21 protein-coding genes are annotated in these 22305 nt (G+C 32.3%); 17 read left to right on the top strand and 4 right to left on the bottom strand.

Annotated features, from left to right (window positions below; genetic code table 11):
• Positions 1 to 2: 2 nt before the first annotated feature.
• From G7034_RS05020 to G7034_RS05005, 4 genes are all read left to right on the top strand, one after another.
• The gene (locus tag G7034_RS05020) at positions 3 to 1235 is read left to right on the top strand and encodes a dihydroorotase (RefSeq protein WP_166399872.1); all 1233 of its coding nucleotides are present in this window, start codon (positions 3 to 5) and stop codon (positions 1233 to 1235) included.
• Positions 1235 to 1612: a hypothetical protein gene (locus G7034_RS05015; RefSeq protein WP_166399871.1), complete on the top strand. Its 378-nt coding sequence runs from the start codon at positions 1235 to 1237 to the stop codon at positions 1610 to 1612. Before G7034_RS05020 ends, G7034_RS05015 begins: the two co-directional genes overlap by 1 nt.
• Positions 1593 to 2261: an alpha/beta hydrolase gene (locus G7034_RS05010; RefSeq protein ID WP_166399870.1), complete on the top strand. Its 669-nt coding sequence runs from the start codon at positions 1593 to 1595 to the stop codon at positions 2259 to 2261. The genes G7034_RS05015 and G7034_RS05010 overlap by 20 nt, the downstream gene beginning before the upstream one ends.
• Before the next feature lie 210 nt (positions 2262 to 2471).
• Positions 2472 to 3998: a SulP family inorganic anion transporter gene (locus G7034_RS05005; RefSeq protein WP_166399869.1), complete on the top strand. Its 1527-nt coding sequence runs from the start codon at positions 2472 to 2474 to the stop codon at positions 3996 to 3998.
• A gap of 190 nt (positions 3999 to 4188) precedes the next feature.
• Here the strand turns inward: G7034_RS05005 and G7034_RS05000 are convergent, their stop codons facing one another.
• On the bottom strand, positions 4189 to 5262 hold the full coding sequence (locus G7034_RS05000) for a M42 family metallopeptidase (RefSeq protein ID WP_166399868.1): 1074 nt from the start codon (positions 5260 to 5262) through the stop codon (positions 4189 to 4191).
• A 95-nt stretch (positions 5263 to 5357) separates the two neighbouring features.
• Here G7034_RS05000 and G7034_RS04995 point away from each other — a divergent pair, with 95 nt between their 5' ends.
• The 7 genes from G7034_RS04995 to cdaA all read left to right on the top strand — a co-directional run bounded on the left by G7034_RS04995 (position 5358) and on the right by cdaA (position 12616).
• Positions 5358 to 6092, top strand: coding sequence for a DUF4294 domain-containing protein (locus tag G7034_RS04995; RefSeq protein ID WP_246166749.1), 735 nt, complete (start codon positions 5358 to 5360; stop codon positions 6090 to 6092).
• Positions 6093 to 6221: 129 nt separating this feature from the next.
• Positions 6222 to 8270: an HD family phosphohydrolase gene (locus G7034_RS04990; RefSeq protein WP_166399867.1), complete on the top strand. Its 2049-nt coding sequence runs from the start codon at positions 6222 to 6224 to the stop codon at positions 8268 to 8270.
• Positions 8271 to 8273: 3 nt separating this feature from the next.
• The gene (gene cmk, locus G7034_RS04985) at positions 8274 to 8963 is read left to right on the top strand and encodes a (d)CMP kinase (protein ID WP_166399866.1); all 690 of its coding nucleotides are present in this window, start codon (positions 8274 to 8276) and stop codon (positions 8961 to 8963) included.
• A gap of 85 nt (positions 8964 to 9048) precedes the next feature.
• Complete coding sequence (ychF, locus tag G7034_RS04980) at positions 9049 to 10143, top strand: redox-regulated ATPase YchF (RefSeq protein WP_166399865.1); 1095 nt, start codon at positions 9049 to 9051, stop codon at positions 10141 to 10143.
• Positions 10144 to 10381: 238 nt separating this feature from the next.
• Positions 10382 to 10936, top strand: coding sequence for a glutathione peroxidase (locus G7034_RS04975; RefSeq protein WP_166399864.1), 555 nt, complete (start codon positions 10382 to 10384; stop codon positions 10934 to 10936).
• A 58-nt stretch (positions 10937 to 10994) separates the two neighbouring features.
• On the top strand, positions 10995 to 11777 hold the full coding sequence (gene folP / locus G7034_RS04970; protein WP_317163736.1) for a dihydropteroate synthase: 783 nt from the start codon (positions 10995 to 10997) through the stop codon (positions 11775 to 11777).
• A gap of 59 nt (positions 11778 to 11836) precedes the next feature.
• Positions 11837 to 12616 (top strand): diadenylate cyclase CdaA, encoded by a 780-nt coding sequence (gene cdaA / locus G7034_RS04965; RefSeq protein ID WP_166399863.1) that lies wholly within the window; start codon positions 11837 to 11839, stop codon positions 12614 to 12616.
• Positions 12617 to 12642: 26 nt separating this feature from the next.
• Here cdaA and G7034_RS04960 read toward each other — a convergent pair whose 3' ends face one another.
• Both G7034_RS04960 and rpe read right to left on the bottom strand, forming a co-directional pair.
• Positions 12643 to 13602 (bottom strand): YpdA family putative bacillithiol disulfide reductase, encoded by a 960-nt coding sequence (locus G7034_RS04960; protein WP_166399862.1) that lies wholly within the window; start codon positions 13600 to 13602, stop codon positions 12643 to 12645.
• Position 13603: 1 nt separating this feature from the next.
• Positions 13604 to 14263, bottom strand: a complete 660-nt coding sequence (rpe, locus tag G7034_RS04955; RefSeq protein WP_166399861.1) for a ribulose-phosphate 3-epimerase — start codon at positions 14261 to 14263, stop codon at positions 13604 to 13606.
• A 348-nt stretch (positions 14264 to 14611) separates the two neighbouring features.
• Here rpe and recQ point away from each other — a divergent pair, with 348 nt between their 5' ends.
• From recQ to G7034_RS04935, 4 genes are all read left to right on the top strand, one after another.
• On the top strand, positions 14612 to 16726 hold the full coding sequence (recQ, locus tag G7034_RS04950) for a DNA helicase RecQ (RefSeq protein WP_166399860.1): 2115 nt from the start codon (positions 14612 to 14614) through the stop codon (positions 16724 to 16726).
• Between the two features lie 200 nt (positions 16727 to 16926).
• Positions 16927 to 17469 (top strand): isopentenyl-diphosphate Delta-isomerase, encoded by a 543-nt coding sequence (gene idi, locus G7034_RS04945; protein ID WP_166399859.1) that lies wholly within the window; start codon positions 16927 to 16929, stop codon positions 17467 to 17469.
• A gap of 10 nt (positions 17470 to 17479) precedes the next feature.
• Positions 17480 to 17896 (top strand): 6-pyruvoyl trahydropterin synthase family protein, encoded by a 417-nt coding sequence (locus G7034_RS04940; protein WP_166399858.1) that lies wholly within the window; start codon positions 17480 to 17482, stop codon positions 17894 to 17896.
• Entirely contained in the window at positions 17893 to 18348 is a 456-nt protein-coding gene (locus G7034_RS04935) for a peroxiredoxin (RefSeq protein ID WP_166399857.1), read from the top strand. Before G7034_RS04940 ends, G7034_RS04935 begins: the two co-directional genes overlap by 4 nt.
• 79 nt (positions 18349 to 18427) lie before the next feature.
• On the opposite strand, the gene argS is transcribed toward G7034_RS04935, so the two are convergent.
• Positions 18428 to 20197 carry an arginine--tRNA ligase gene (argS, locus tag G7034_RS04930; protein WP_166399856.1) on the bottom strand — a complete coding sequence of 590 codons (1770 nt, stop codon included), beginning with the start codon at positions 20195 to 20197 and terminating at the stop codon, positions 18428 to 18430.
• Between the two features lie 87 nt (positions 20198 to 20284).
• Here argS and G7034_RS04925 point away from each other — a divergent pair, with 87 nt between their 5' ends.
• Positions 20285 to 20740, top strand: coding sequence for a hypothetical protein (locus G7034_RS04925; RefSeq protein ID WP_166399855.1), 456 nt, complete (start codon positions 20285 to 20287; stop codon positions 20738 to 20740).
• A gap of 12 nt (positions 20741 to 20752) precedes the next feature.
• Complete coding sequence (locus tag G7034_RS04920) at positions 20753 to 22186, top strand: SDR family oxidoreductase (protein WP_166399854.1); 1434 nt, start codon at positions 20753 to 20755, stop codon at positions 22184 to 22186.
• Positions 22187 to 22305: the final 119 nt, after the last annotated feature.

The following is a 22305-nucleotide window of genomic DNA, read 5'->3' as shown; positions in this document are numbered from 1 at the left end:
TGATGAAAACGCTACTAAAAGCTGTTCAAATTCTTGATGTTTCAAGTCCATTCCATAAGCAAATTAGGGATGTATTACTAGAAGGCAACAAGATTTTAAAAATTGATAAAGACCTTTCTAAGAAAGAAACCTATGAAATTTATGAAGCTAATGATTTAGTTTTAAGCCCCGCTTTTTTTGATCCTAATGTACATTTTGGAGAACCAGGTTTTGAAGAACGCGAAACAATTACTAATGGTTTAAAAGTAGCTGCTGAATCAGGATTTTCTGAAATTGCACTTGTAGCTTCTACGCAACCTGTTATAGACCAAGCTTATTTAATTGAAAATCTGCAACAAAAAACTAGGAATTCAAAAGTAAAAATTCATCTTGTTTCAGCATTAACCCAAGGTTTAAAAGGTGAAGATTTAGCTGAATTATTCGAAATGCATAACTATGGGGCAATTGGTTTTAGCGATGATGATTCCCCTATTCAAAATGCCAACTTAATGAAACTGGCATTACAATACACTCAATCGTTTAATGGGTTGGTACATTCTTTTCCTGCTGAAAAAAACATTCTAGGTAAAGCCCAAGTTCATGAAAGTCCTACATCTACTCTATTAGGCTTAAAGGCTGCTCCAAGCTTAGCTGAAACACTTCAAATTTCAAGAGATTTAGCCATCTTGAAATATACCGGAGGAAGATTACATATTCCATTGATTTCAACAAAAGAAGCTGTAAAATTAATCAACAATGCTAAAGAAGATGGGCTAAATGTTTCGTGTAGTGTATCTATTAATCAATTATTTTTTACCGATGAACGCTTGAACGAATTTGATACCAACTTCAAACTTTTTCCGCCATTGCGCGAAAAAGTTGATCAAGAAGCCCTAATTTCTGGAGTTTTAGATGGTACTATTGATTTTGTAACTTCACACCACAGACCGATTAACATTGAGCACAAATTTCTTGAATTTGAACATGCTACTAGCGGAAGCATTGGTTTAGAAAGTTATTTTGGAGCCATGAATACTTTATTTGGAACCGAAAAATCACTTGAAATTATTCAGCGTTCTAGAGATGTTTATAATTTGAATAAACCTGTAATTAAGGAAGGAAATGAAATAGCCATGAACCTTATTAATCCAAAGCTAGAGTGGTGTTTTACTAAAAACGAAATTACCTCGAAATCAAAAAATTCAATTTTCTTAAATGAAAATTTACTTGGTAAAGTAATTCAAAACTTTTATTAATGAAAATGCCCGAACCCGAAAAAGCTGGTAAAACACCAGCAATTGTTGCTTACTTAACCATTTTTGGAACTATTTTAGCCATGTTTCTAAATTCTGAAACCAAGAGCAAATTTGCTAATTTTCACATAAGACAAGCCCTAGGAATTAATTTAACGCTTATTCTTTTTGGAATTTTAGTCAATGGATTTGGAGAATACTTCTCTGATAGCATGAATTTTATGGTAGGTTCAGCTTTTTATTTGTGTTATTTCATACTTTGGATTTACGCGTTTATTGGTGCTGTGAGTGGTAAAAAAACTTTAATTCCTCTTGTCGGTAACTTTTTTCAAAAATTTTTTCAAAAATTAGCTTTCACTAATGACAACAAAAAACCTTAGCTTAGACCATTTAATAAGACCTGCACAAACTGATGCTGTAACATCACCTTTAATTTTAATGCTTCACGGATATGGAAGCAACAAAGAAGATTTATTTTCTTTTGCCAGTGAGCTCCCTAAAGAATACATTGTTATTTCTGCTGAAGCTCCTCTATCTTTAGGTTTTGGTGGCAATGCATGGTATTCTATTGATTTTAATGCTGCGGGAGATAAATTTAGTAACACTGAAGAAGGCATTGACTCAAGAAACAAAATCAGTCAATTTATTGATGAAGCTGTAGCTCATTATCCTATAGACGAACAAAACATTAACCTACTCGGATTTTCACAAGGTTGTATTTTGAGTTTTGCTTTAGCTTTGTCTGAACCTCAAAAATTTAAAAATGTGATAGGTTTAAGTGGCTACATCGACTTAAGTTTAGTTGAAGGCGACTATCCATCTAGAAAATTTAATCATTTAGGCGTGTATAATTCTCATGGAAGTGCAGACCAAGTCATTCCCGTTGATTGGGCTAGAAAAAATCAAACTATACTCAAAGACCTGAACATTGATTTTCTTTACGAAGAATTTCCTGTAGGACATGGCGTTAGTCCCCAAAACTTCCATTCTTTTAAAAATTGGCTCATAAAAAGAGAAAACTCTTTTTAAAAATCACTCTTAAAGATTGCTGTATTTAATTTAATGTTTAGTTTTGCAGGCTTAAAAACAAGTTAATGTTCAAATTAACCCCGCCATAGTTTTTTAGTTCAATTTACCTCACAAGTAAGCAATTGCTTTGAACTTTACTATTTTGTTTCTAGCACTTAGCTTCAAAACTCCCTAAGCTTATTTTAATTAATTTCTATAAATTTTTTATTGATGAAAAAATACATCAAACTCTTTGATTTTAAACAAAAAGTAGATTACAAAACCGAAATTTTATCTGGTTTAACGGTTGCGATTGCACTTGTACCTGAAGCTATTGCTTTTGCAATGATTGCTGGGTTAAGTCCCTTAACTGGTCTTTATGCTGCTTTTGTAATGGCTTTTGTAACTTCCATTTTTGGTGGGCGACCAGGTATGATTTCTGGAGCAACAGGAGCTATTGCAGTGGTTATTGTTTCTTTAGCCAAAGATTTTGGCGTTGAATACGTCTTTGCCGCTGTAGTTTTATCGGGTGTAATCCAAATGTTAGCAGGGTTTTTAAAACTAGGAAAACTCATGCGATTGGTCCCTCACCCGGCAATATTTGGCTTTGTTAACGGTTTAGCCATCATTATATTTATGTCGCAATTAGACCAATTTAAAGATGATGCAGGAAATTGGTTAACGGGTTCAATGCTTTATATTTTCTTAGGATTAGTGATAGTAACTATTTTAATTATTTGGTTGTTGCCTAAGCTTACACGTGCGGTTCCTGCTTCATTAGTAGCTATTTTAGTAGTATTTGCAGTTGCTTTTTTCTTTGGAATAGATACCAAAACAATTGGAGATGTTGCTTCAGTTCAAGGTGGCTTTCCTCCTTTTCATATTCCTGAAATCCCTATTAACTGGGAAACTTTTATGATAATTCTTCCCTATGCAGGAATTATGGCAGGAGTTGGTTTAATAGAAAGTTTACTTACCTTAAATATTGTTGACGAAATAACCAATTCAAGAGGAAATGGAAACAAAGAAGCTGTTGCTCAAGGTGCTGCAAACCTTCTTTCAGGTTTTTTCTCTGGAATGGGTGGCTGTGCTATGTTAGGTCAAAGTTTAATCAATGTATCAAACGGAGCAAAAGCACGACTATCTGGAATTATTGCTTCTTTAGGATTACTAGCATTTGTCATGTATGGTGCTCCCATTATTGAATTAATGCCCATGGCTGCACTAACAGGACTTATGATTATGGTAGCCATTGGAACTTTTGAATGGGCTAGTTTTAAAACTGTAAAAAGAATGCCTAAATCTGATATTTTAGTTATGGTTTTAGTAACTTTAGTAACAATCTTTCTTCACAACCTAGCTTTAGCGGTTTTGGTTGGTGTTATTATAGCTGCCTTGGTATTTGCTTGGGATAACGCCATTCGAATTAGAGCTAGAAAAATTATTGATGAGGAAGGAATAAAAAACTATCAAATCTACGGACCACTATTCTTTGGTTCTACTTCTGTTTTTCTTGATAAATTTGATGTAGCTAATGATCCTGATGAAGTGATTATCGATTTTAAAGAAAGTCGTGTAGTAGATATGTCGGCTATTGAAGCACTCAATAAAATCACAGAAAAATACCACAACGAAGGAAAGAAAATTAAATTGAGATATTTAAGTGAAGATTGTAAGCGTTTACTTAAAAACGCTGAAGAAATTATAGATGTAAATGTCATGGAAGACCCCACTTATAAAGTGGCCATGGACCACTAAATTGGTATGAAATAATCAATACCATGAATACTGAGTTTGATTATTCTCTAGGCTAAACACTTTTAAATGGTCTTTTAAAATTGAATATTCAAGATTTAAAAAACCTTGTAAATAATGTTTTACAAGGTTTTTTGATTTTGTAAACTAAAAAGGGAAAAGGCATTGTATTGCGCTAATTCCAAATGACAATCTATTCAAAATAACTAAAAGTATCACCTTCTTTTATACTTAACAAGGAATTGTAAATCAATTTAATTACATTTTCAACATCGTTTTGATGAACCATTTCAACAGTTGTATGCATGTATCGTAAAGGTAATGAAATTAATGCTGAAGCTACTCCTCCATTGCTGTATGCAAAAGCATCTGTATCGGTTCCCGTCATTCTACTTGCAGCCAATCGCTGAAAAGGAATTTTATTGGTTTCTGCGGTAGCTATAATTTGATCGCGTAATCTATTTTGAACAGCTGGAGCGTACGAAATTACAGGGCCTGCACCTATTTTAGTTAAGCCTTCTTTTTTCTGATCAATCATGGGCGTAGTTGTATCGTGACAAACATCTGTTACTATAGCCACATTAGGTTGAATACGTTGGGTAATCATTTCAGCACCTCGCAAACCAATTTCCTCTTGTACCGAGTTGGTAATGTATAGACCAAAAGGTAAATTTGCATTATTTTCCTTAAGAAGACGAGCAACTTCAGCAATCATAAAACCCCCCATTCGGTTATCTAAACCACGGCAAACAAATTTATCTTTATTTAAAATAAAAAATTCGTCAGGATAAGTAATTACACAGCCAACATGAACTCCTAGAGCTTCCACTTCCTCACGTGAAGTACAACCTACATCAATCGATATGTTTTCAATTTTAGGAGTTTCTTCCTTAGATTTATTTCGCGTATGTATTGCTGGCCATCCAAATACTCCTGGTACAACGCCATTTTTTGTATGTATATTTACGCGTTTTGAAGGGGCTATCATGTGGTCACTTCCGCCGTTTCTAATCACGTAAATTTGACCTTCTTCAGAAATAAAATTTACATACCAAGAAATTTCATCAGAATGGCCTTCTATAACAACTTTATATTTTGCTTCAGGATTAATAACGCCCACCGCAGTACCATAAGTATCAGTTATAAAATCATCTACATAAGGCTTCAAATAATCCATCCATATTTTTTGACCTTCCCACTCGTATCCAGTTGGCGATGCATTATTAAGGTATTTTCTTAGAAATGATAGTGAATTTTCAGTAAGCATAGTATAAATTTTAAAATTAGAAATGCGAATTTAATAAGATTTTCAAATTGTAATCGTTTACAATTAGCTAATTTTGACTTATAATTTAAATTACATTGAAACTAGGTTTATACATATTGTTTTTTTCATGTTTTTTTGTTCTTCATGCACAAGAACGAAAGTTAGCTATTAAGGATTCAACAAAAAAATCTAACCAATTTAAAGAAGCATCTGTTTCAGACGAAGAATTTTTAACTGAAGGAAGCATCATTCTTGATGATGTTATTGTACTTCCTAAATTAAAATTTACCAACCAATCAGAGTTTAGAGAATACTTGATTTTGCGAAGAAAAACAAGAAAAGTTTGGCCTTATGCCGCACAAGCAGCAACTAAATTAGATAGTCTGCATGAACGCTTAGAACGTATGCAAAGCAAAAGAAAACGTAAAAAATACACCAAACTAGTGCAATCTTACCTTGAAGATGAATTTAAAGAAGAGTTAAAAAAATTAACCAAAACTGAAGGGCAAATTTTAATGAAACTTTTGCATCGACAAACTGGAAATACAAGTTTTGAAATTGTAAAAGACTTAAGGTCTGGCTGGAATGCCTTTTGGTATAACACGACAGCTAGTTTTTTTGATATTTCAATGAAAGAACCTTACGACCCTTGGAATAACAAAGAAGACTTTATGATTGAGGACATCTTAAGGCGAAGCTCTCAGAAATCAATCTTAGATTTGGCGCCTCCAGCTTTTCCTATCGATTACTTTGAACTTAAAGAGCTATGGAATGATGATATTAGTATTTTTGGAAAAGTTGTAAAGGATAAGGAGGAAAATGAAAAGTAGCAAAAAACACTAAATTATAATCCAACTAGTTTATAGTGAACTAATTTGATGCCAGATGATGCATTGATTGCCAAGTCGGTTGCACTACACTTAATATATCTTTATATTTGCTTAAAATAAAAAGACTAAATGGATAAAATCCAAAATTTCTTATTTAAAAATCAAGCCTTTTTATACAAACTATTTCTATTTGTATTTACCTTAAGCTTAATGGTTTACTTTTTTCCAAAAGGTAAGCAATTTAAATATGAAATAATTAAAAACAAATCATGGCAATACAAAGCTTTATATGCTCCATTTGATTTTGCAGTTCTTAAATCCGACAAGGAAATTGAGGAAGAAGAAAATCAAATAAAGAGTAATTATATACCTGTATATAACTACAATCAAGAATTAGCTCAAGAAAAAATTAATTCTTCAGTTGAAGCTTTTAATTCGTTTTCTGAAGATTCGTTAAGTATAGATTATCAAGTTGCTTTAAATGACTTTATTAAAGAACAGACCCAAGCAGTTTATCTATTTGGGGTAAGAAATGAAAAACGAAAACCTTATGCTAATGAAATTATTTACCTAAAAAAAGAAAACCTTATTCAAGAAGTTTCCTTTGAGCAAATACAACCTATTGAAAAAGCCTTAGACGAAATAGAATCCAACTTTAGGGCAACTAATTTAGAAACAGATGTATCCTACATCATTTCTTTTTTTGAAGACTTTTTAAAAGCAAATGTAAGTTACAATAAATCAGAAAATAAAACTTTACTTGATCAAGAAATATCCAGAATATCGCCTTCAAAAGGTTTAGTTAAACAAGGCGAATTAATTATTGATCAAGGTCAAATTATAGATACTGAAAAATATCAATTGTTAGTTTCATTAAAAGAAAAATACAGTTTAATTAACCATTCAGAAGCGAATCAAATTATTGTTAATTTAGGGCAAATTATACTTTTGGCAATGGCTGTTCTTATGCTGCTTTTGTTTATCAAACAATATCGATTTTCAATTTATGACAACAATAAACAATTAACTTTTATCCTTTTTAATGTTCTTGTTATATTCTTTTTAAACTTATTGGTTTTAAAACTCAATCCTAACTACATTTATTTAGTTCCGATTTGTATTTTACCCATTACATTAAAGGCCTTTTTTGATGCGCGATTAGGTCTTTTTACCCACGTAATAACTGTGCTAATTCTCGGTTTTATTGTTCCCAATTCTTACGAGTATATGTTTTTGCAAATTATAGCTGGTATCGTAACTATATTAAGTGTTCCAGAGTTATACAAAAGAGCTAATTTATTTATTTCTGTCGGTCAAATTACACTGGTTTATTTAGTAAGTTACGTTGCTTTTACAATGATACAAGAGGGCAGTATTTTTGAAATCAACCAGCTTAATTTATTGCTGTTTGTGTTGAGCGGAATAGGCTTACTTTTTGTACAACCACTTATTTACAGTTATGAGAAAATTTTTGGCTTAGTTTCCGACCTCTCTTTACTAGAATTATCAGACACTAACAATAAACTGCTCAAAGAATTATCAGATAAAGCACCGGGCACACTTCATCATTCGCTTAATGTGGCTAATCTTGCAGAAGCTTCGGCCAACGAAATCGGGGCAAATAGCCTGTTAGTTCGCGTGGGAGCTTTGTATCACGATATAGGAAAAATGTATGATGCGTTTTACTTCACAGAAAATCAAACAACAGCCGTTAATCCTCATAATGACTTACCACCAAAGGAAAGCGCAAAAATTATTATTGGGCATAGAATGAAAGGAATTGAAATGGCTAAAAAAAATAAAATCCCTGATCGAATCATTGATTTTATTCGCACGCACCACGGAACTACAAGCGTTTATTACTTCTATAAAAAACAACAAAAACTTACACCTAACGAAGTTTCAATTGAAGATTTTCAATATCCCGGACCAAAACCCTTCAGTAAAGAAACAGCTATTTTAATGATGAGTGATTCTGTTGAGGCGGCTAGTAAAAGTATTAAAGAGCCTACCGCTTCAGTCATAGAAAATTTTGTAGATAAAATCATTGATAAACAAATTGAAGAAAAGCAATTTGTTAATGCCAATATCACGTTTAGAGAAATTGAAAGCGTCAAGAAAGTTTTGAAACAAAAATTAAAAAACATCTACCATTTACGTGTAGAATATCCCGATTAATCAATGAACAAAATAACCATTGCCGTTGACGGCCACTCCTCTACTGGAAAAAGCACACTAGCTAAGCAATTGGCTAAAAAACTTCATTTTATTTACGTTGATACTGGCGCTATGTACCGAGCAGTTACCTATTTTGCTTTAGAAAATAAGTTATTTGAAAATCAAAAGCTAAACAAGGAAAAGCTTGTTGCTCAATTAAATCAATTGGAAATAGATTTTCAGCTAAATACGAATACTAACGAATCTCAAATACATTTGAATTCAACTAATGTAGAGAACAAAATTAGGAAAATGCAAGTTTCTCAGCATGTTAGTATTATTGCTCAACTTCCAGAAGTACGTCACAAACTTGTTGAAATTCAACAAGAAATGGGCAAATATGGTGGTATTGTTATGGATGGAAGAGACATTGGAACCGTTGTATTTCCAGGAGCAGAATTAAAACTATTCATGACTGCAAGTGCTAAAACTAGAGCTCAGCGAAGGTTTGAAGAATTACAAACTAAAGGGGAAGAAATTACCTACAAGGAGGTGTATGATAATTTAATTGAGCGCGATGAAATTGATTCAAATCGAGCACATTCTCCACTTAAAAAAGCAGAAGATGCCGTTCTTATTGATAATTCAAACCTTAGTCTTGAAGAACAATTTGAAATGATTAAAGCTTTAGTAAAATGTAGAACAAAAAAATAATTATTCACTTTTGGCGTATTTTATAAAAGTCTATTCTAAGTTCATTGTAAAAAATGTACATTTGCGCTCTTAAAAATTATAATCCATGAAAGCAGGAATTGTAGGTTTACCCAACGTAGGAAAATCCACCTTATTTAATTCGCTATCTAATGCAAAAGCACAAAGTGCAAACTTCCCTTTTTGCACCATAGAACCAAATGTGGGCGTTATTAACGTACCTGATCCACGTTTACTAAAGCTCGAGTCGTTGGTTAACCCTCAACAGGTTTTGCCAGCTACTGTAGAAATAGTAGATATTGCTGGTTTAGTTAAAGGAGCTAGTAAAGGAGAAGGATTAGGAAATCAATTCCTAGGAAATATCAGAGAAACAGATGCTATTTTACATGTTTTACGTTGTTTTGACAATGACAATATTGTGCACGTTGACGGCAAAGTCAATCCTATTAGGGATAAAGAAACAATTGATATTGAATTACAGCTTAAAGATCTTGAAACCGTTGAGAAAAAGCTTGAAAAAGTAAAAAGAGCGGCTAAAACTGGGAACAAAGAAGCGCAGAAAGAATTGGCTACCCTACAAAAAGTAAAAGACGGATTAGAAAGTGGCGTTTCTGTTAGAGCAGTTGAGCTAGATGAAGACGACAGAAAGACTTTTGTAAAACCTTTACAGTTTATTACAGATAAACCTGTGATGTACGTTTGTAATGTTGATGAAGATGCTGCAGTGAAAGGTAATGAATATGTTAAACTTGTTCAAGAAGCAGTAAAAGATGAAGGGGCAAAAGTGCTTACGCTTGCCGTTGGCGTTGAAGCTGATATAGCTGAATTAGAAGACTTTGAAGAACGTAAAATGTTCTTAGAAGATTTAGGACTTGAAGAAGCCGGTGTTGCTAAATTAATCAGATCTGCTTATGCACTTTTAAACTTACAAACTTACTTTACTGCTGGTGAAAAAGAGGTTAGAGCGTGGACAATTCCTATTGGAGCTACTGCACCACAAGCTGCAGGAGTTATTCATACCGACTTTGAAAAAGGCTTTATTCGTGCAGAAGTAATTAAATACAATGATTTTGTAGAATTTGGAAGCGAAGCAAAAGTAAAAGAAGCAGGGAAACTTAATGTTGAAGGAAAAGAATACATCGTAGAAGATGGTGATGTGATGAACTTTAGATTCAACGTATAATTTTTTTTAAAAAAAAACTCAAATTTATTTGCAGAAACTAAATTCTGTTTTATATTTGCAGTGGATGAAGTTTTTCATAATAGATTGGTTAGTTTGTAAAGTCCTTGCCGCCTGGTAAGGACTTTACTTTTTTTTATTCGTTAAGTTTTAAACTAACTTGAATGTTGGAGCTTAAACTATAAAATATTCATAAGCTAGCTAATTTTATCAATTACTTATTTACTTTTGAAATAAAAAAATGAAATTTATTTTATCAACCCTGCTGCTTGTTCTTACTTTCGTTCAAGCAAATGCACAAAACAACAAACAAATGGATAATTCAATTCATCAATTTACGGTTACTACCATAGAAGGAGAAAGTTTCGACTTATCAAGCCTAAAAGGTAAAAAAGTGATGGTTGTCAATACTGCTTCTAAATGCGGGTTGACACCGCAATACAAAGACCTTCAAGCACTTTACGAAGCTAACAAGTCTAAGGATTTTGTGATTATAGGATTTCCCGCTAATAATTTTATGGGTCAAGAACCTGGTTCTGATGAAGAGATTGCAGATTTCTGTGAAAAAAATTACGGTGTAAGTTTCCCTATGATGAGCAAAATTTCTGTTAAAGGAAACAACCAACATGAAGTTTATCAATTCCTTACTCAAAAAGAGAAAAACGGACTAGAAGATTCAAAAGTAGAGTGGAATTTTCAAAAATACCTTATTAATAAAGAAGGGAAGTTAGAAAAAGTCATTTCACCAAAAACAAACCCTCAGGATCAAGAAATACTTAACTGGATTAATTCTTAATTCAATGATGCATATTAACTGCAAAGGTCAACTCATCAATTTTAAAACTCCCAAAATAATGGGAGTTTTAAATATTACACCCGATTCGTTTTACGACGGAGGAAGATATAAAGACTCAAAAAGCGTATTACTTCAAGCAGAAAAAATGATTTCTGAAGGAGTAGATTTTATTGATCTCGGCGCGTATAGTAGTCGTCCAGGAGCAAAAAACATTGATGAAAACACAGAAAAATCCAGGCTTTTACCCATTTTAGAAGAATTAGTAAAAGAATTTCCGCAAACCCCCTACTCTATTGATACATTTAGATCATCGGTAGCCGAAGAAGCCTTAAATCTTGGAGCAGCATTAATCAACGATATTTCGGCTGGTAAACTTGATGACCAAATGATGGCTACAGTGGCTAAATATAAAGTACCTTATGTAATGATGCACATGCTTGGTACGCCGCAAAACATGCAGGAGTTAAATTCCTATGAAAATATAATCAATACTATTAATTATTATTTTTCATCACAAATTAAAAAAGCAAGAGCCCTTGGTATTGCCGATATTATACTCGACCCGGGTTTTGGTTTTGCTAAAAATAGCCACCAAAATTTTGAAATTTTACACTCATTAAACTTGTTTAAAAATTTTGAAGTTCCCTTGTTAGTAGGACTTTCAAGAAAATCTATGATATACAGAAACCTTGGCATAACACCTTCCGAAGCACTTAATGGAACAAGTGTTTTAAATACAATAGCTATCCTAAAAGGAGCCTCTATTTTACGTGTTCACGATGTTAAAGAAGCAAAAGAAGTTATTGAATTATGTTCGCTAACTTTTTCTAACAAAAAATAAATCTTGACTTCCTTAGCTTTAAGTTTTTAAATTCATTTAAAAAAACATACTTTTAATTTATGGAAATAGGTTTTATAGAGTTTAATTTTTTCGATTTGCTAGATATTCTTCTAGTAGCTATTTTGCTTTATTATATTTATCGTTTAGTTAAAGGAACTGTAGCGATTAATATTTTTATTGGAATTGTATTAATCTACCTTATTTGGAAACTCACCCAGTTGCTGCAGATGGAAATGCTAAGCAATGTTCTAGGTCAATTTATTGGTGTAGGAATGTTTGCCTTAATAGTTGTTTTTCAACAAGAAATAAGAAAGTTTTTGTTATTAATTGGATCTACAAAATTAGCAAGAAATAGCTCTATTTTTAAAAAATTTAATCTCAGTTCTACCCCTAGTTTTGAATTGAGTTATTTAGAATCTATTGTTAATGCTTGTGATAAAATGGGAAAATCAAACACAGGAGCCTTAATCGTAATTAAAAGAAATAATAGTTTAGATTTTGTAAAAAATACAGGAGATCAAATGAATATTGAAGTTAATCGACCTATTTTAGAATCTATTTTTTTTAAGAATTCAACACTTCACGATGGAGCAGTCATTATTGAAGAGAATAAAATTACAGCTACTCGTGTAATTTTACCTGTTAGCAATGAAAGAAATATTCCATTGCGCTTTGGTCTTCGTCATAGAGCAGCAATTGGCATTACAGAAAAAACTGATGCTATAGCCTTAGTGGTAAGCGAAGAAAACGGAAAAATATCTTATATTAAAAATGGTGAGTTTAATATTTTTGAAGATGCTAATGACTTAATAATCAAGATCAAAGAAGATTTAGGCTAAGTATATGAAGCAGTTCACAGAATAGCTTAGGCAATATCCTCCATAATCATCTTAGCGTGAATTCTAGAATTTTCAATAAACCATTTATGGGTTTCCATACCTCCGCAAATTACCCCTGCTAGATAAATTCCTTTCACATTTGTTTGCATAGTTTGTGGGTGGTATAATGGAATCTTCTTGTCTTCATCGCTATATTTAACTCCCAATTTTCTAATGAAATCAAAGTTTGGTTGATAACCTGTCAAAGCTAAGACATAATCGTTTTCAAGTTTTTTTTCTTGATCATATTCAGAATTAATAACAACATGATTAGGCCTAATTTCTTTTATTTTTGAATTGAAATAAGCTTTAATACTTCCCTCTTCAATTCTATTAATTACATCTGGTCTAACCCAATATTTAACTCGTTCACCAATTTCTTTTCCTCGAATAATCATACTAACTTCAGCTCCTTTTCGCCAAATCTCTAGTGCAGCATCAACAGCCGAGTTACTGGCCCCAACAACTACTACTTTTTGCAGCGCATAAAAATGAGGATCATTGTAATAATGTTTCACTTTTGGTAATTCTTCACCAGGAACATTGAGTAAGTTAGGTAAATCGTAAAAGCCAGTTGAAACAACTAAATTTTTAGTTTGGTATTCAGTTTTTGAAGTCTTTACGCGTTTAATTCCATCATTTTTGTTCATCACCGATTCTACTTCTTCAAAAAGATGAATTTGTAATTGATTAGATGTAACTATTCTCCTGTAATACTCTAAGGCTTCTTGTTTTGTTGGTTTCGGATTTTTGCTTATAAACGGTATTCCGTTAATTTCCAATTTCTCTGAAGTTGAAAAAAACGTCATATTATTTGGGTAATTATAGAGTGAATTCACCAAGGTACCTTTCTCAATAACTACATAAGAAAGTCCTTTGTTTTTGGCTTCTAAGGCACAAGCAATTCCAATAGGACCACCTCCAATAATAAGTACATCAATAGTCATATTACTGATTTACAAGTTGATTCAATTCTGAAATAGTTTGGGTTGGGTGTTCAGATTTAAAAACAAAACTACCTGCCACAAGTACATCTGCTCCATGTGCAATTAATTTTGCTGCATTTTTATTGTTTACACCTCCATCAATTTCAATTAAAGTAGAGGCGTTTTTCTGAAGGATTAGCTCTTTTAATTCAGTAATTTTAGCATAGGTGTTTTCTATAAAGTGTTGCCCCCCAAAACCTGGATTAACACTCATCAAACACACCATATCAACATCTTGAATAATTGATTGAAGCAAATGAACGGGTGTATGCGGATTCAATGCCACTCCGGCTTTCATACCATAAGATTTTATTTGCTGAATAGTTCTGTGTAAATGTGTGCTAGCTTCGTAATGGACCGTTAGCATATTAGCACCTAAATCGGCAAATGCCTTTGTGTAACGATCTGGTTCAACAATCATTAAATGAACATCTATAAACTTTTTTGCATGTCTGTTAATGGCATCCAATACAGGCATACCAAATGAAATATTTGGAACAAAAACACCGTCCATAATATCAATATGAAACCATTCGGCTTCGCTTTTATTTACCATTTCTATATCGCGCTGAAGGTTTGCAAAATCGGCGGCTAAAATGGAAGGGGCTATAATTTTTGACATGTCTTATTTTTCTTGCAAAAGTAACATTTTCTTTTAAATATAGACTTAATAAGTTGTTATAGCCATTGACTAATTCATCTATTATTCGTTTAAATTTAATCACTAAAAGGACTTAACGATTAATTTGTAAATGGCTAGTTTTCAGAAAAAAATATAAATAAGAAGACTTAGTAAAATAGTAACAAATTACAAAGATAGTCAATGCTTAAATTAGTTTTTATCAATTTTTTTAAATATGAAACAAGCTTAAAGGTGTAGTTTAAAGTTTTTAAACTTGTGTTTGTTTAACTCCATGAGATTGCTGTTTTAAAGTATTTTATTAAATTCGCTTTTTAAACACTAATTTCAATGAATGCTCTAGCTAATCAATTAAAATCTACCCTAAAAGAAAAATTTGGCTACGAAAGTTTTAGGGGCCCGCAAGAACAAATTATTAACAACTTAATTAGTGGCTCAGACCAATTAGTAATCATGCCTACTGGAGGAGGCAAATCTATTTGTTACCAACTTCCAGCTCTTCTTTTACCTAAAACCTGTTTGGTGATTTCGCCACTAATTGCTTTGATGAAAGACCAAGTTGACGGACTAAAAGCAAACGGGATTAACGCCGCTTTTATTAACTCTAGCTTATCTTTTGAGGAGCGTGATCAAATTTTGCATCAAGTAGCCGAAGGAAAAATTAACCTGTTGTATTTAGCCCCTGAAAGTGTTGGATTTATTTCTTCTATTCTTAAAAAAGAATACTTAAGCTATATTGCAGTAGATGAAGCCCATTGTATTTCTGCTTGGGGCCATGATTTTAGGCCCGCTTACAAAAAACTAAAATTTCTTAAAAACTCCTTGCCTGAGATTCCGCTCATAGCCTTAACAGCAACAGCAGATAAGGCTACACAAAAAGATATTATTCATGAATTAGGTATCATTGATGCTAAAATAAATATTGATTCCTTTGACCGTAAAAACATTTTTCTCAATGTTCAGCCAGCACAAAAAAGAATTGAAAAAATACTAAATTTTATTTCACAACATCAAGAAGAGTCTGGTATTATTTATTGTTTGAGTAGAAAATCTACCGAAAAACTTGCAGAAAAATTAAGAAATGAAGGCATAAACGTTGGTGTATATCATGCTGGGATGAATGCAGAAGACCGAACAAAAGCACAAGAAGATTTTATTAACGACCAGACTCAAATTGTCTGTGCTACAATAGCCTTTGGTATGGGAATAGACAAATCTAATGTGCGTTGGGTGATACATTATAATCTGCCTAAGAACATTGAAAGTTATTACCAAGAAATTGGACGTGCTGGTCGCGATGGATTACCTGCTGAAGCACTACTTTTTCATTCTTATGGAGATATACTTACCTTTAGCAGGTTTTTTGAAGAATCTTCTAATCAAGAATTTCAAATGGCAAAGCTTCTTCGAATGAAAGAATATGCAGATGCCGTTAACTGTAGAAGAAAAATTTTACTGAGTTATTTTGGAGAAGTTTTAGAAGAAAATTGCGGCCACTGTGATGTATGCAAAAACCCACCTCAATTTAAAGATGCAACTATCTTGGCTCAAAAAGCTTTATCTGCAATAGCTCGCGTAAAAGAAAATGAACCTATGGGAGTGATAATTGATGTGTTAAAAGCTACCTATTCTTCTGAAGTTAAAGAAATGGGCTATGACCAATTAAAAACCTTTGGAGCCGGAAGAGATTTGACAAAAAATGATTGGCAACATTACTTAACTCAATTAATAAATGAAGCTTATTGTGAAATTGCATTTCATCAGCATAACCACCTCAAGTTAACCCCACTAGCAAAAGAAGTTTTATTCAACGGAAAAAAAGTTTGGCTAGCATTACCACAGAAAAACACAAAATATAAAAAGAAAGAAAAGCAAACAAGCACTTCTAATTTATCTGAAACAGAAATTTTCAATGAACTTAAACAGCTTAGGCATCAAATAGCTTTAGGTGAAGGTATTCCTGCTTATCTTGTTTTTAATGATGCCACTCTCAGAGAAATGGCTGAAAAAAAACCGGTAACTTCAGCTCAGCTATTAGGAATAAATGGGGTTGGTCTAAGGAAATTAGAAGTTTATGGAGAAGAGTTTATTGAGGTCTTAAAAAAATATGGTTCAAAAAAGAAAAAAAAAGGAGAAACCTATTTAATTAGCTACCAACTTCTTGCCCAAGGAATGAGTCCTATAGAAGTTGCTCAACAAAGAGAATTAACAGAAACTACAATTTATTCGCATATAGCAAAGCTTTATGACGATGGTAAAATCTCAGCTATTAATAACTACCTAACTAAAGAAGAAATAAATAGAATCCAAAGAGCTAAAGCTGAGTTAGAAAGAGATGGAGAAAAGTTGAAAGAACTAAAACCATTGTATTTAGCACTAAATGAAGAGATTAACTACGGAAAAATTAGAATTGCAATAACTTATTTGGAAAACAAAAAACCTTGAATTTACAACGTATTTAATGGTACTTATTGAAAATTGATAGAATTCTTGAAAATTTTTATTTTATAAGCATTTAAGCTTTCTAAATCAATTTGAATGAGACTAAAACTAGGAATTATTTAGCATTTGTAAGATGATAAATATATCCTAAATACCTTGTCAATTATCCTACAGATGTTTTCTTTGTTATAAAATAACAATTAATGTCAAAAGTAATTCCACCCCAAGAGGAACAAGTAATTTTAGTTAACAAGCAAGATGAATTTTTAGGACTTATGCCTAAACTAGAAGCTCATGAAAAAGGTTTACTGCATCGGGCCTTTTCGGTATTCATCTACAACGATAAGGATGAATTATTACTTCAGCAGAGAGCTTTAACTAAATACCATACACCTGGTTTATGGACCAATACATGCTGTAGTCATCAACGTAAAGGTGAATCTAATATTGAAGCTGGCAAAAGAAGACTAATGGAAGAAATGGGATTTACAACAGAGCTAAAAGAAACAACCTCATTTATTTATAAAGCCCCTTTTGAGAACGGACTTACTGAACATGAATATGACTACATATTAGTAGGAAAATTTAATGATAACCCAAATCCTAATCCTGAAGAAGTTGAATCTTATAAATGGATGAAGTTAGAGGAAGTGAAACTAGATTTAAATAAAAACCCACAGCTTTATACCGCTTGGTTTAAAATTATTTTTGATAAGTACTATTCTCAAATGCTTATAAACTCTTAAAACCAAAAAAATGAAAGTAACAGTTCATCGAAAAGCTCATTTTAATGCTGCCCACAGACTTTACAGAAAAGATTGGTCTATGAAAAAAAACAATCAAATTTTTGGGAAGTGTAATAATCCACAATTCCACGGTCATAATTACGAATTAATTACTTCTGTCACTGGCGATATTGACCCAGAAACAGGTTATGTAATCGATATGAAGGTTTTAAAAGATTTAATTAAAGAGGAAATTGAAGACAAATTTGACCATAAAAACCTCAATGAACAAGTTGAAGAATTTGCTGATTTAAACCCTACTGCTGAAAATATTTCTGTTATTATTTGGAATAAACTAAGAGTTAAATTAGACCCCAAGCTAGATTTAGAAATCACACTATACGAAACACCGAGAAATTTTGTAACTTATAAAGGAGAAAAATCATGACGCTATCTATTGGAGATATAGTACCCAATTTCAAGTCTAAAAATCAAGATGGAGAGGAATTTAATTCGGCCGAGATAATTGGAAAAAAGCCAGTTGTCATTTTCTTTTATCCCAAAGACTTTACCCCTGGTTGTACAAAAGAAGCTTGTAACTTTAGAGATGCCTACAAAGATTTTCAAGACTATGGGGCAGAAGTAATTGGTATTAGTGGTGATTCAGAAAAATCTCATCAGCGTTTTGCAAAAAAACACCAACTACCCTACACACTTCTTTCTGATTCTTCTGGAAAAATAAGAAAGAAATTTGGAGTAAAGAAAAGCCTCTTAGGTTTGGTTCCTGGAAGAGAAACCTTTGTTTTAGATAAAAATGGAATGCTTCAAATGCGTTTTAATAACCTTGATGCTAATCGACACATGAAAAAAGCCCTGCAAAAAATTAAAGAACTAAATTAAATATCGTCTAGTCTAGCAATAAAAGCCAGCTATAAGAATTCATTAAGCTGGCTTTTATTAGCATATTATTTCAACGGGTTTACATTTGATTAGGAACTTTGATTCCCAGTAAACAAAAAGCTGACTGAATACAATTAGCTACTTCTTTTGATAACTGAATTCTCAATTTAATTTGATCATTTTTTTCTGCTCCCAAAATACTTAAATTTTGATAAAATGAATTAAACGATTTTACCAAATCATAGGTGTAATTTGCAATTACTGCTGGGCTATATTGCTGAGCAGCTTGCTGAATTACACTAGGGTATTGAAGCAATAGTTTAATCAAATCTTTTTCTTTTAATTCAAATTTATAGCTGATTAAACTTGCTTGATGTTCTTCTGTAGCTTTAGCTAAGATAGATTGAATTCTTGCGTAAGTATATTGTATAAAAGGTCCTGTATTCCCTTGAAAATCAACAGACTCTTCTGGGTTAAATAAAATTCTCTTTTTAGGGTCAACTTTTAGTATATAATACTTTAAAGCTCCCAAACCAATTACTTTATATAATTCAATTTTTTCCTTTTCGCTGAAGCCATCTAGTTTTCCTAAGTCTTCAGAAATAGCTTTAGCAGTTGCGTACATTTCATTCATTAATGCATCAGCATCTACTACAGTACCTTCTCTACTTTTCATTTTACCAGAAGGCAAATCAACCATACCATAGCTCAAGTGGTATAATTTTTCGGCCCAAGAAAAACCTAATTTTTTTAAAATCAAAAACAAAACTTTAAAATGATAATCTTGTTCATTACCAACAGTATAGACCATTCCGTTAGCTTTAAAATCTTCCATTCGTTGTATAGCAGTCCCTATATCTTGTGTCATATAAACTGCTGTACCGTCTGCTCGGAGTACTATTTTTTCATCTAAACCTTCTTCAGTTAAATCAATCCAAACACTTCCGTCTTCTTTTTTGAAGAAAACACCTTCATCCAGTCCTTTTTTTACAACATCTTTTCCTAGAAGATAAGTATCGCTTTCATAATAATTTTTATCAAAATCAACTCCCATAGTTGCATAAGTGGCCTCAAAACCATCATAAACCCACTGATTCATGGTTTTCCATAATTCGATAATTTCTGGGCTTCCTTCCTCCCATTTCTTCAGCATTTGTTGGGCTTCAATAAGTATAGGAGCTTCTTTTTTGGCCAACTCTTCAGAATGTCCTTTTTCAATAAGTAAATTAACCTCTTCTTTATAAACTTGGTCAAATTTCACATAATAATCGCCTACTAATTGATCACCTTTTTTGCCAGAAGAAGTTGGTGTTTCTCCTTTTCCAAATTTTTTCCAGGCCAACATTGATTTACAAATATGTATGCCTCGATCATTTATGATTTGAGTTTTGATAACTTTTTTTCCACTGGCCTTCAAAATTTCTGCTACCGAATAGCCTAATAAATTATTTCTAACATGCCCTAAATGAAGTGGTTTGTTGGTATTTGGAGAGGAATATTCAACTAAAATACTTTCTTCATTTGGAGTTGCAATTCCAAAATTCTGAGCCTTTTGGATAGCCTGAAAAGCAGTTAAAAAATAAGCATCAGAAAAAACAATATTCAAAAAGCCTTTAACAACATTAAAGTCACTAACCAATGAGTTATTATCAACCAAAAACTCACCAATTAATTGACCCAACTGCACTGGGTTAGTTTTGATATGCCTTAGTAATGGAAAAACAACTAAAGTAAGGTCACCTTCAAACTCCTTTCGTGTTGATTGAAATTCAAAATCATTTACCTCTACTTCATATTTCTTGGCTAAATATTCACTAATTAATTGACTTAATTCTAACTGTATTTGCATAATTTGAATTTGAATTTGCAAAGATAATCCAAAAAAAACAAGCAGTTTGTATTTCCTATTGAAGAATTACTTACTTTTAAGGAAAAAATGCTATTAAACGTATCCTATAACCGCCCAAAAATTAAGGAGAAGATTGATGATTCTGTTGGTAAAGCTTTTAGTTTGATGGAACGAATCAAGCTAAAAGGCATTGGTTCTGGAAAATTATTTATTGATACTACAAGTGTGCAAATTCACAACCTGTTGATTCTAGACAACAACTTGAATGTTTGTGGAATTGAAATCCGACCTAATGGTATCATTCTCAGTTTTAGATCGCTTTTAGAAACTTATGCGCTTGTAATCCCTTTTTGGAAATTAAAGCTATATAAAGGACAAGCAGATGTGTATTCTGTGTATTGCGATAACTACTTTGTGAAAATTAAAGCAAAAGATAGATCACATCACAAGTTTTTTCAAAAAGTGCTCGATTTTAAATTAGAAAATTACGATTCAAAATTAGCTTCTCCAAATCCAAGGAAAGCTTCTGGAAATGATCAATAAAAAACAAACTAAATGAAAATACTACTCACCGGAGCCAACGGTTATATAGGGCTTAGACTTTTACACACTTTATTAGATCAAGGTCATGAAATTGTTTGCGCGGTTAGAAGTGTTACACGCCTTTCTGTAGATAAAGAAACCAAGGCAAAACTTCAACTAATAAAAATTGATTTTTTAGACGAAGTAAAAGATTCTCCTATACCAGCAGACATAGATATTGCTTATTACCTAATCCATTCTATGAGCAGCAGCACTACCGATTTTGATGAACTTGAGGAAAAATCTGCAAATAATTTTAACCAACATTTAGTTCATACAAAAGTAAAACAAGTTATTTATCTTAGTGGAATTGTAAATGATAAAAACTTATCTAAGCATTTAAATTCAAGAAAGCGTGTTGAAGATGTATTAAGCAAAGGTGATTTTCATTTAACCGTTTTAAGAGCGGGGATTATCGTTGGCTCAGGAAGTGCTTCATTTGAGATTTTAAGAGATTTATGCGAAAAGTTACCTCTTATGATTACTCCTAAGTGGGTAAATACAAAAACACAACCCATAGCTATTAGAGATGTTTTAGAATTTTTAACAGGGGTTATTGGTAAAGAAGAAACTTACAACCAATCTTTTGACATAGGTGGTCCAGATGTTCTTTCTTATAAAGAAATGATGAAGATATACGCATCGGTTAGAAACTTAAATTTAAGTATCATTCAAGTACCAGTCATGACACCTAAACTCTCTTCCTATTGGCTATATTTTGTCACTGCAACTTCATATAAATTAGCAAAAAACCTAGTTGATAGTATGCGTGTTGAGGTTATTGCTAAAAACAAGCAACTTCAAGACTTATTAGGTTTAAAACCTATTTCTTACAGAAAAGCATTAGAATTAGCTTTTATTAAAATAGAACAAAACCAAGTAGTTTCTAGCTGGAAAGATTCTAAAGTAAGTGGAAGATTTTCTACCAGTGATTTAAACAAATACATTCGTGTACCTAAGTATGGGTGTTTAATCGATCATCAAAATAAAAAAACTAATCATCCAGAATTAGTGATTAAAAAAATTTGGGCCATTGGAGGTGAAAACGGGTGGTATTATGCAAATTTCTTATGGCGCATTAGAGGTTATATTGATAAGCTTTATGGAGGAGTTGGCTTACGCAGAGGGAGAACTAATAAAGACTTAATAAATCCGGGAGATGCCTTAGATTTTTGGCGTGTACTTTACGCCAGTAAAAAAGAAAAACGTCTTTTATTGTTTGCTGAAATGAAAGTACCTGGCGAAGCATGGCTAGAATTCTATATTGATGATGATAATAGGGTTCATCAAAATGCTACATTTAGGCCAAGGGGCTTACGCGGAAGAATATATTGGTACGTTATGCAACCTTTTCACTTCTTTATTTTTCGAGGTATGCTTTCCAAACTATGTAGTACTAAGAAGTAATAAAACAATCTAATAATTTTACTAAATAAACACTACTTATCCTTAGTAGTAGTAATATTTCTACACTTAAATTAACATTTCTTTAAATTTATAATTTATTTTTGCTTAAATTTTTAAAC

The sequence above is a fragment of the Psychroflexus maritimus genome (assembly GCF_011089875.1).
Lineage (GTDB): Bacteria > Bacteroidota > Bacteroidia > Flavobacteriales > Flavobacteriaceae > Psychroflexus > Psychroflexus maritimus.
This window is presented reverse-complemented; position numbering and strand designations above follow the sequence as displayed.

Excerpts from the sequence above, each read along its gene's own strand:
- cmk (WP_166399866.1), top strand. The coding sequence starts at position 8,274 with ATGAACAAAATAACCATTGCCGTTGACGGCCACTCCTCTACTGGAAAA.
- rpe (WP_166399861.1), bottom strand. The coding sequence starts at position 14,263 with ATGTCAAAAATTATAGCCCCTTCCATTTTAGCCGCCGATTTTGCAAAC.
- G7034_RS04920 (WP_166399854.1), top strand. The coding sequence starts at position 20,753 with ATGAAAATACTACTCACCGGAGCCAACGGTTATATAGGGCTTAGACTT.
- G7034_RS04925 (WP_166399855.1), top strand. The coding sequence starts at position 20,285 with ATGCTATTAAACGTATCCTATAACCGCCCAAAAATTAAGGAGAAGATT.
- G7034_RS04975 (WP_166399864.1), top strand. The coding sequence starts at position 10,382 with ATGAAATTTATTTTATCAACCCTGCTGCTTGTTCTTACTTTCGTTCAA.
- recQ (WP_166399860.1), top strand. The coding sequence starts at position 14,612 with ATGAATGCTCTAGCTAATCAATTAAAATCTACCCTAAAAGAAAAATTT.
- G7034_RS05015 (WP_166399871.1), top strand. The coding sequence starts at position 1,235 with ATGAAAATGCCCGAACCCGAAAAAGCTGGTAAAACACCAGCAATTGTT.
- G7034_RS04940 (WP_166399858.1), top strand. The coding sequence starts at position 17,480 with ATGAAAGTAACAGTTCATCGAAAAGCTCATTTTAATGCTGCCCACAGA.
- G7034_RS05000 (WP_166399868.1), bottom strand. The coding sequence starts at position 5,262 with ATGCTTACTGAAAATTCACTATCATTTCTAAGAAAATACCTTAATAAT.
- G7034_RS05020 (WP_166399872.1), top strand. The coding sequence starts at position 3 with ATGAAAACGCTACTAAAAGCTGTTCAAATTCTTGATGTTTCAAGTCCA.
- G7034_RS04990 (WP_166399867.1), top strand. The coding sequence starts at position 6,222 with ATGGATAAAATCCAAAATTTCTTATTTAAAAATCAAGCCTTTTTATAC.
- cdaA (WP_166399863.1), top strand. The coding sequence starts at position 11,837 with ATGGAAATAGGTTTTATAGAGTTTAATTTTTTCGATTTGCTAGATATT.
- idi (WP_166399859.1), top strand. The coding sequence starts at position 16,927 with ATGTCAAAAGTAATTCCACCCCAAGAGGAACAAGTAATTTTAGTTAAC.
- G7034_RS04960 (WP_166399862.1), bottom strand. The coding sequence starts at position 13,602 with ATGACTATTGATGTACTTATTATTGGAGGTGGTCCTATTGGAATTGCT.
- ychF (WP_166399865.1), top strand. The coding sequence starts at position 9,049 with ATGAAAGCAGGAATTGTAGGTTTACCCAACGTAGGAAAATCCACCTTA.
- folP (WP_317163736.1), top strand. The coding sequence starts at position 10,995 with ATGGGAGTTTTAAATATTACACCCGATTCGTTTTACGACGGAGGAAGA.
- G7034_RS05010 (WP_166399870.1), top strand. The coding sequence starts at position 1,593 with ATGACAACAAAAAACCTTAGCTTAGACCATTTAATAAGACCTGCACAA.
- G7034_RS04935 (WP_166399857.1), top strand. The coding sequence starts at position 17,893 with ATGACGCTATCTATTGGAGATATAGTACCCAATTTCAAGTCTAAAAAT.
- G7034_RS05005 (WP_166399869.1), top strand. The coding sequence starts at position 2,472 with ATGAAAAAATACATCAAACTCTTTGATTTTAAACAAAAAGTAGATTAC.
- argS (WP_166399856.1), bottom strand. The coding sequence starts at position 20,197 with ATGCAAATACAGTTAGAATTAAGTCAATTAATTAGTGAATATTTAGCC.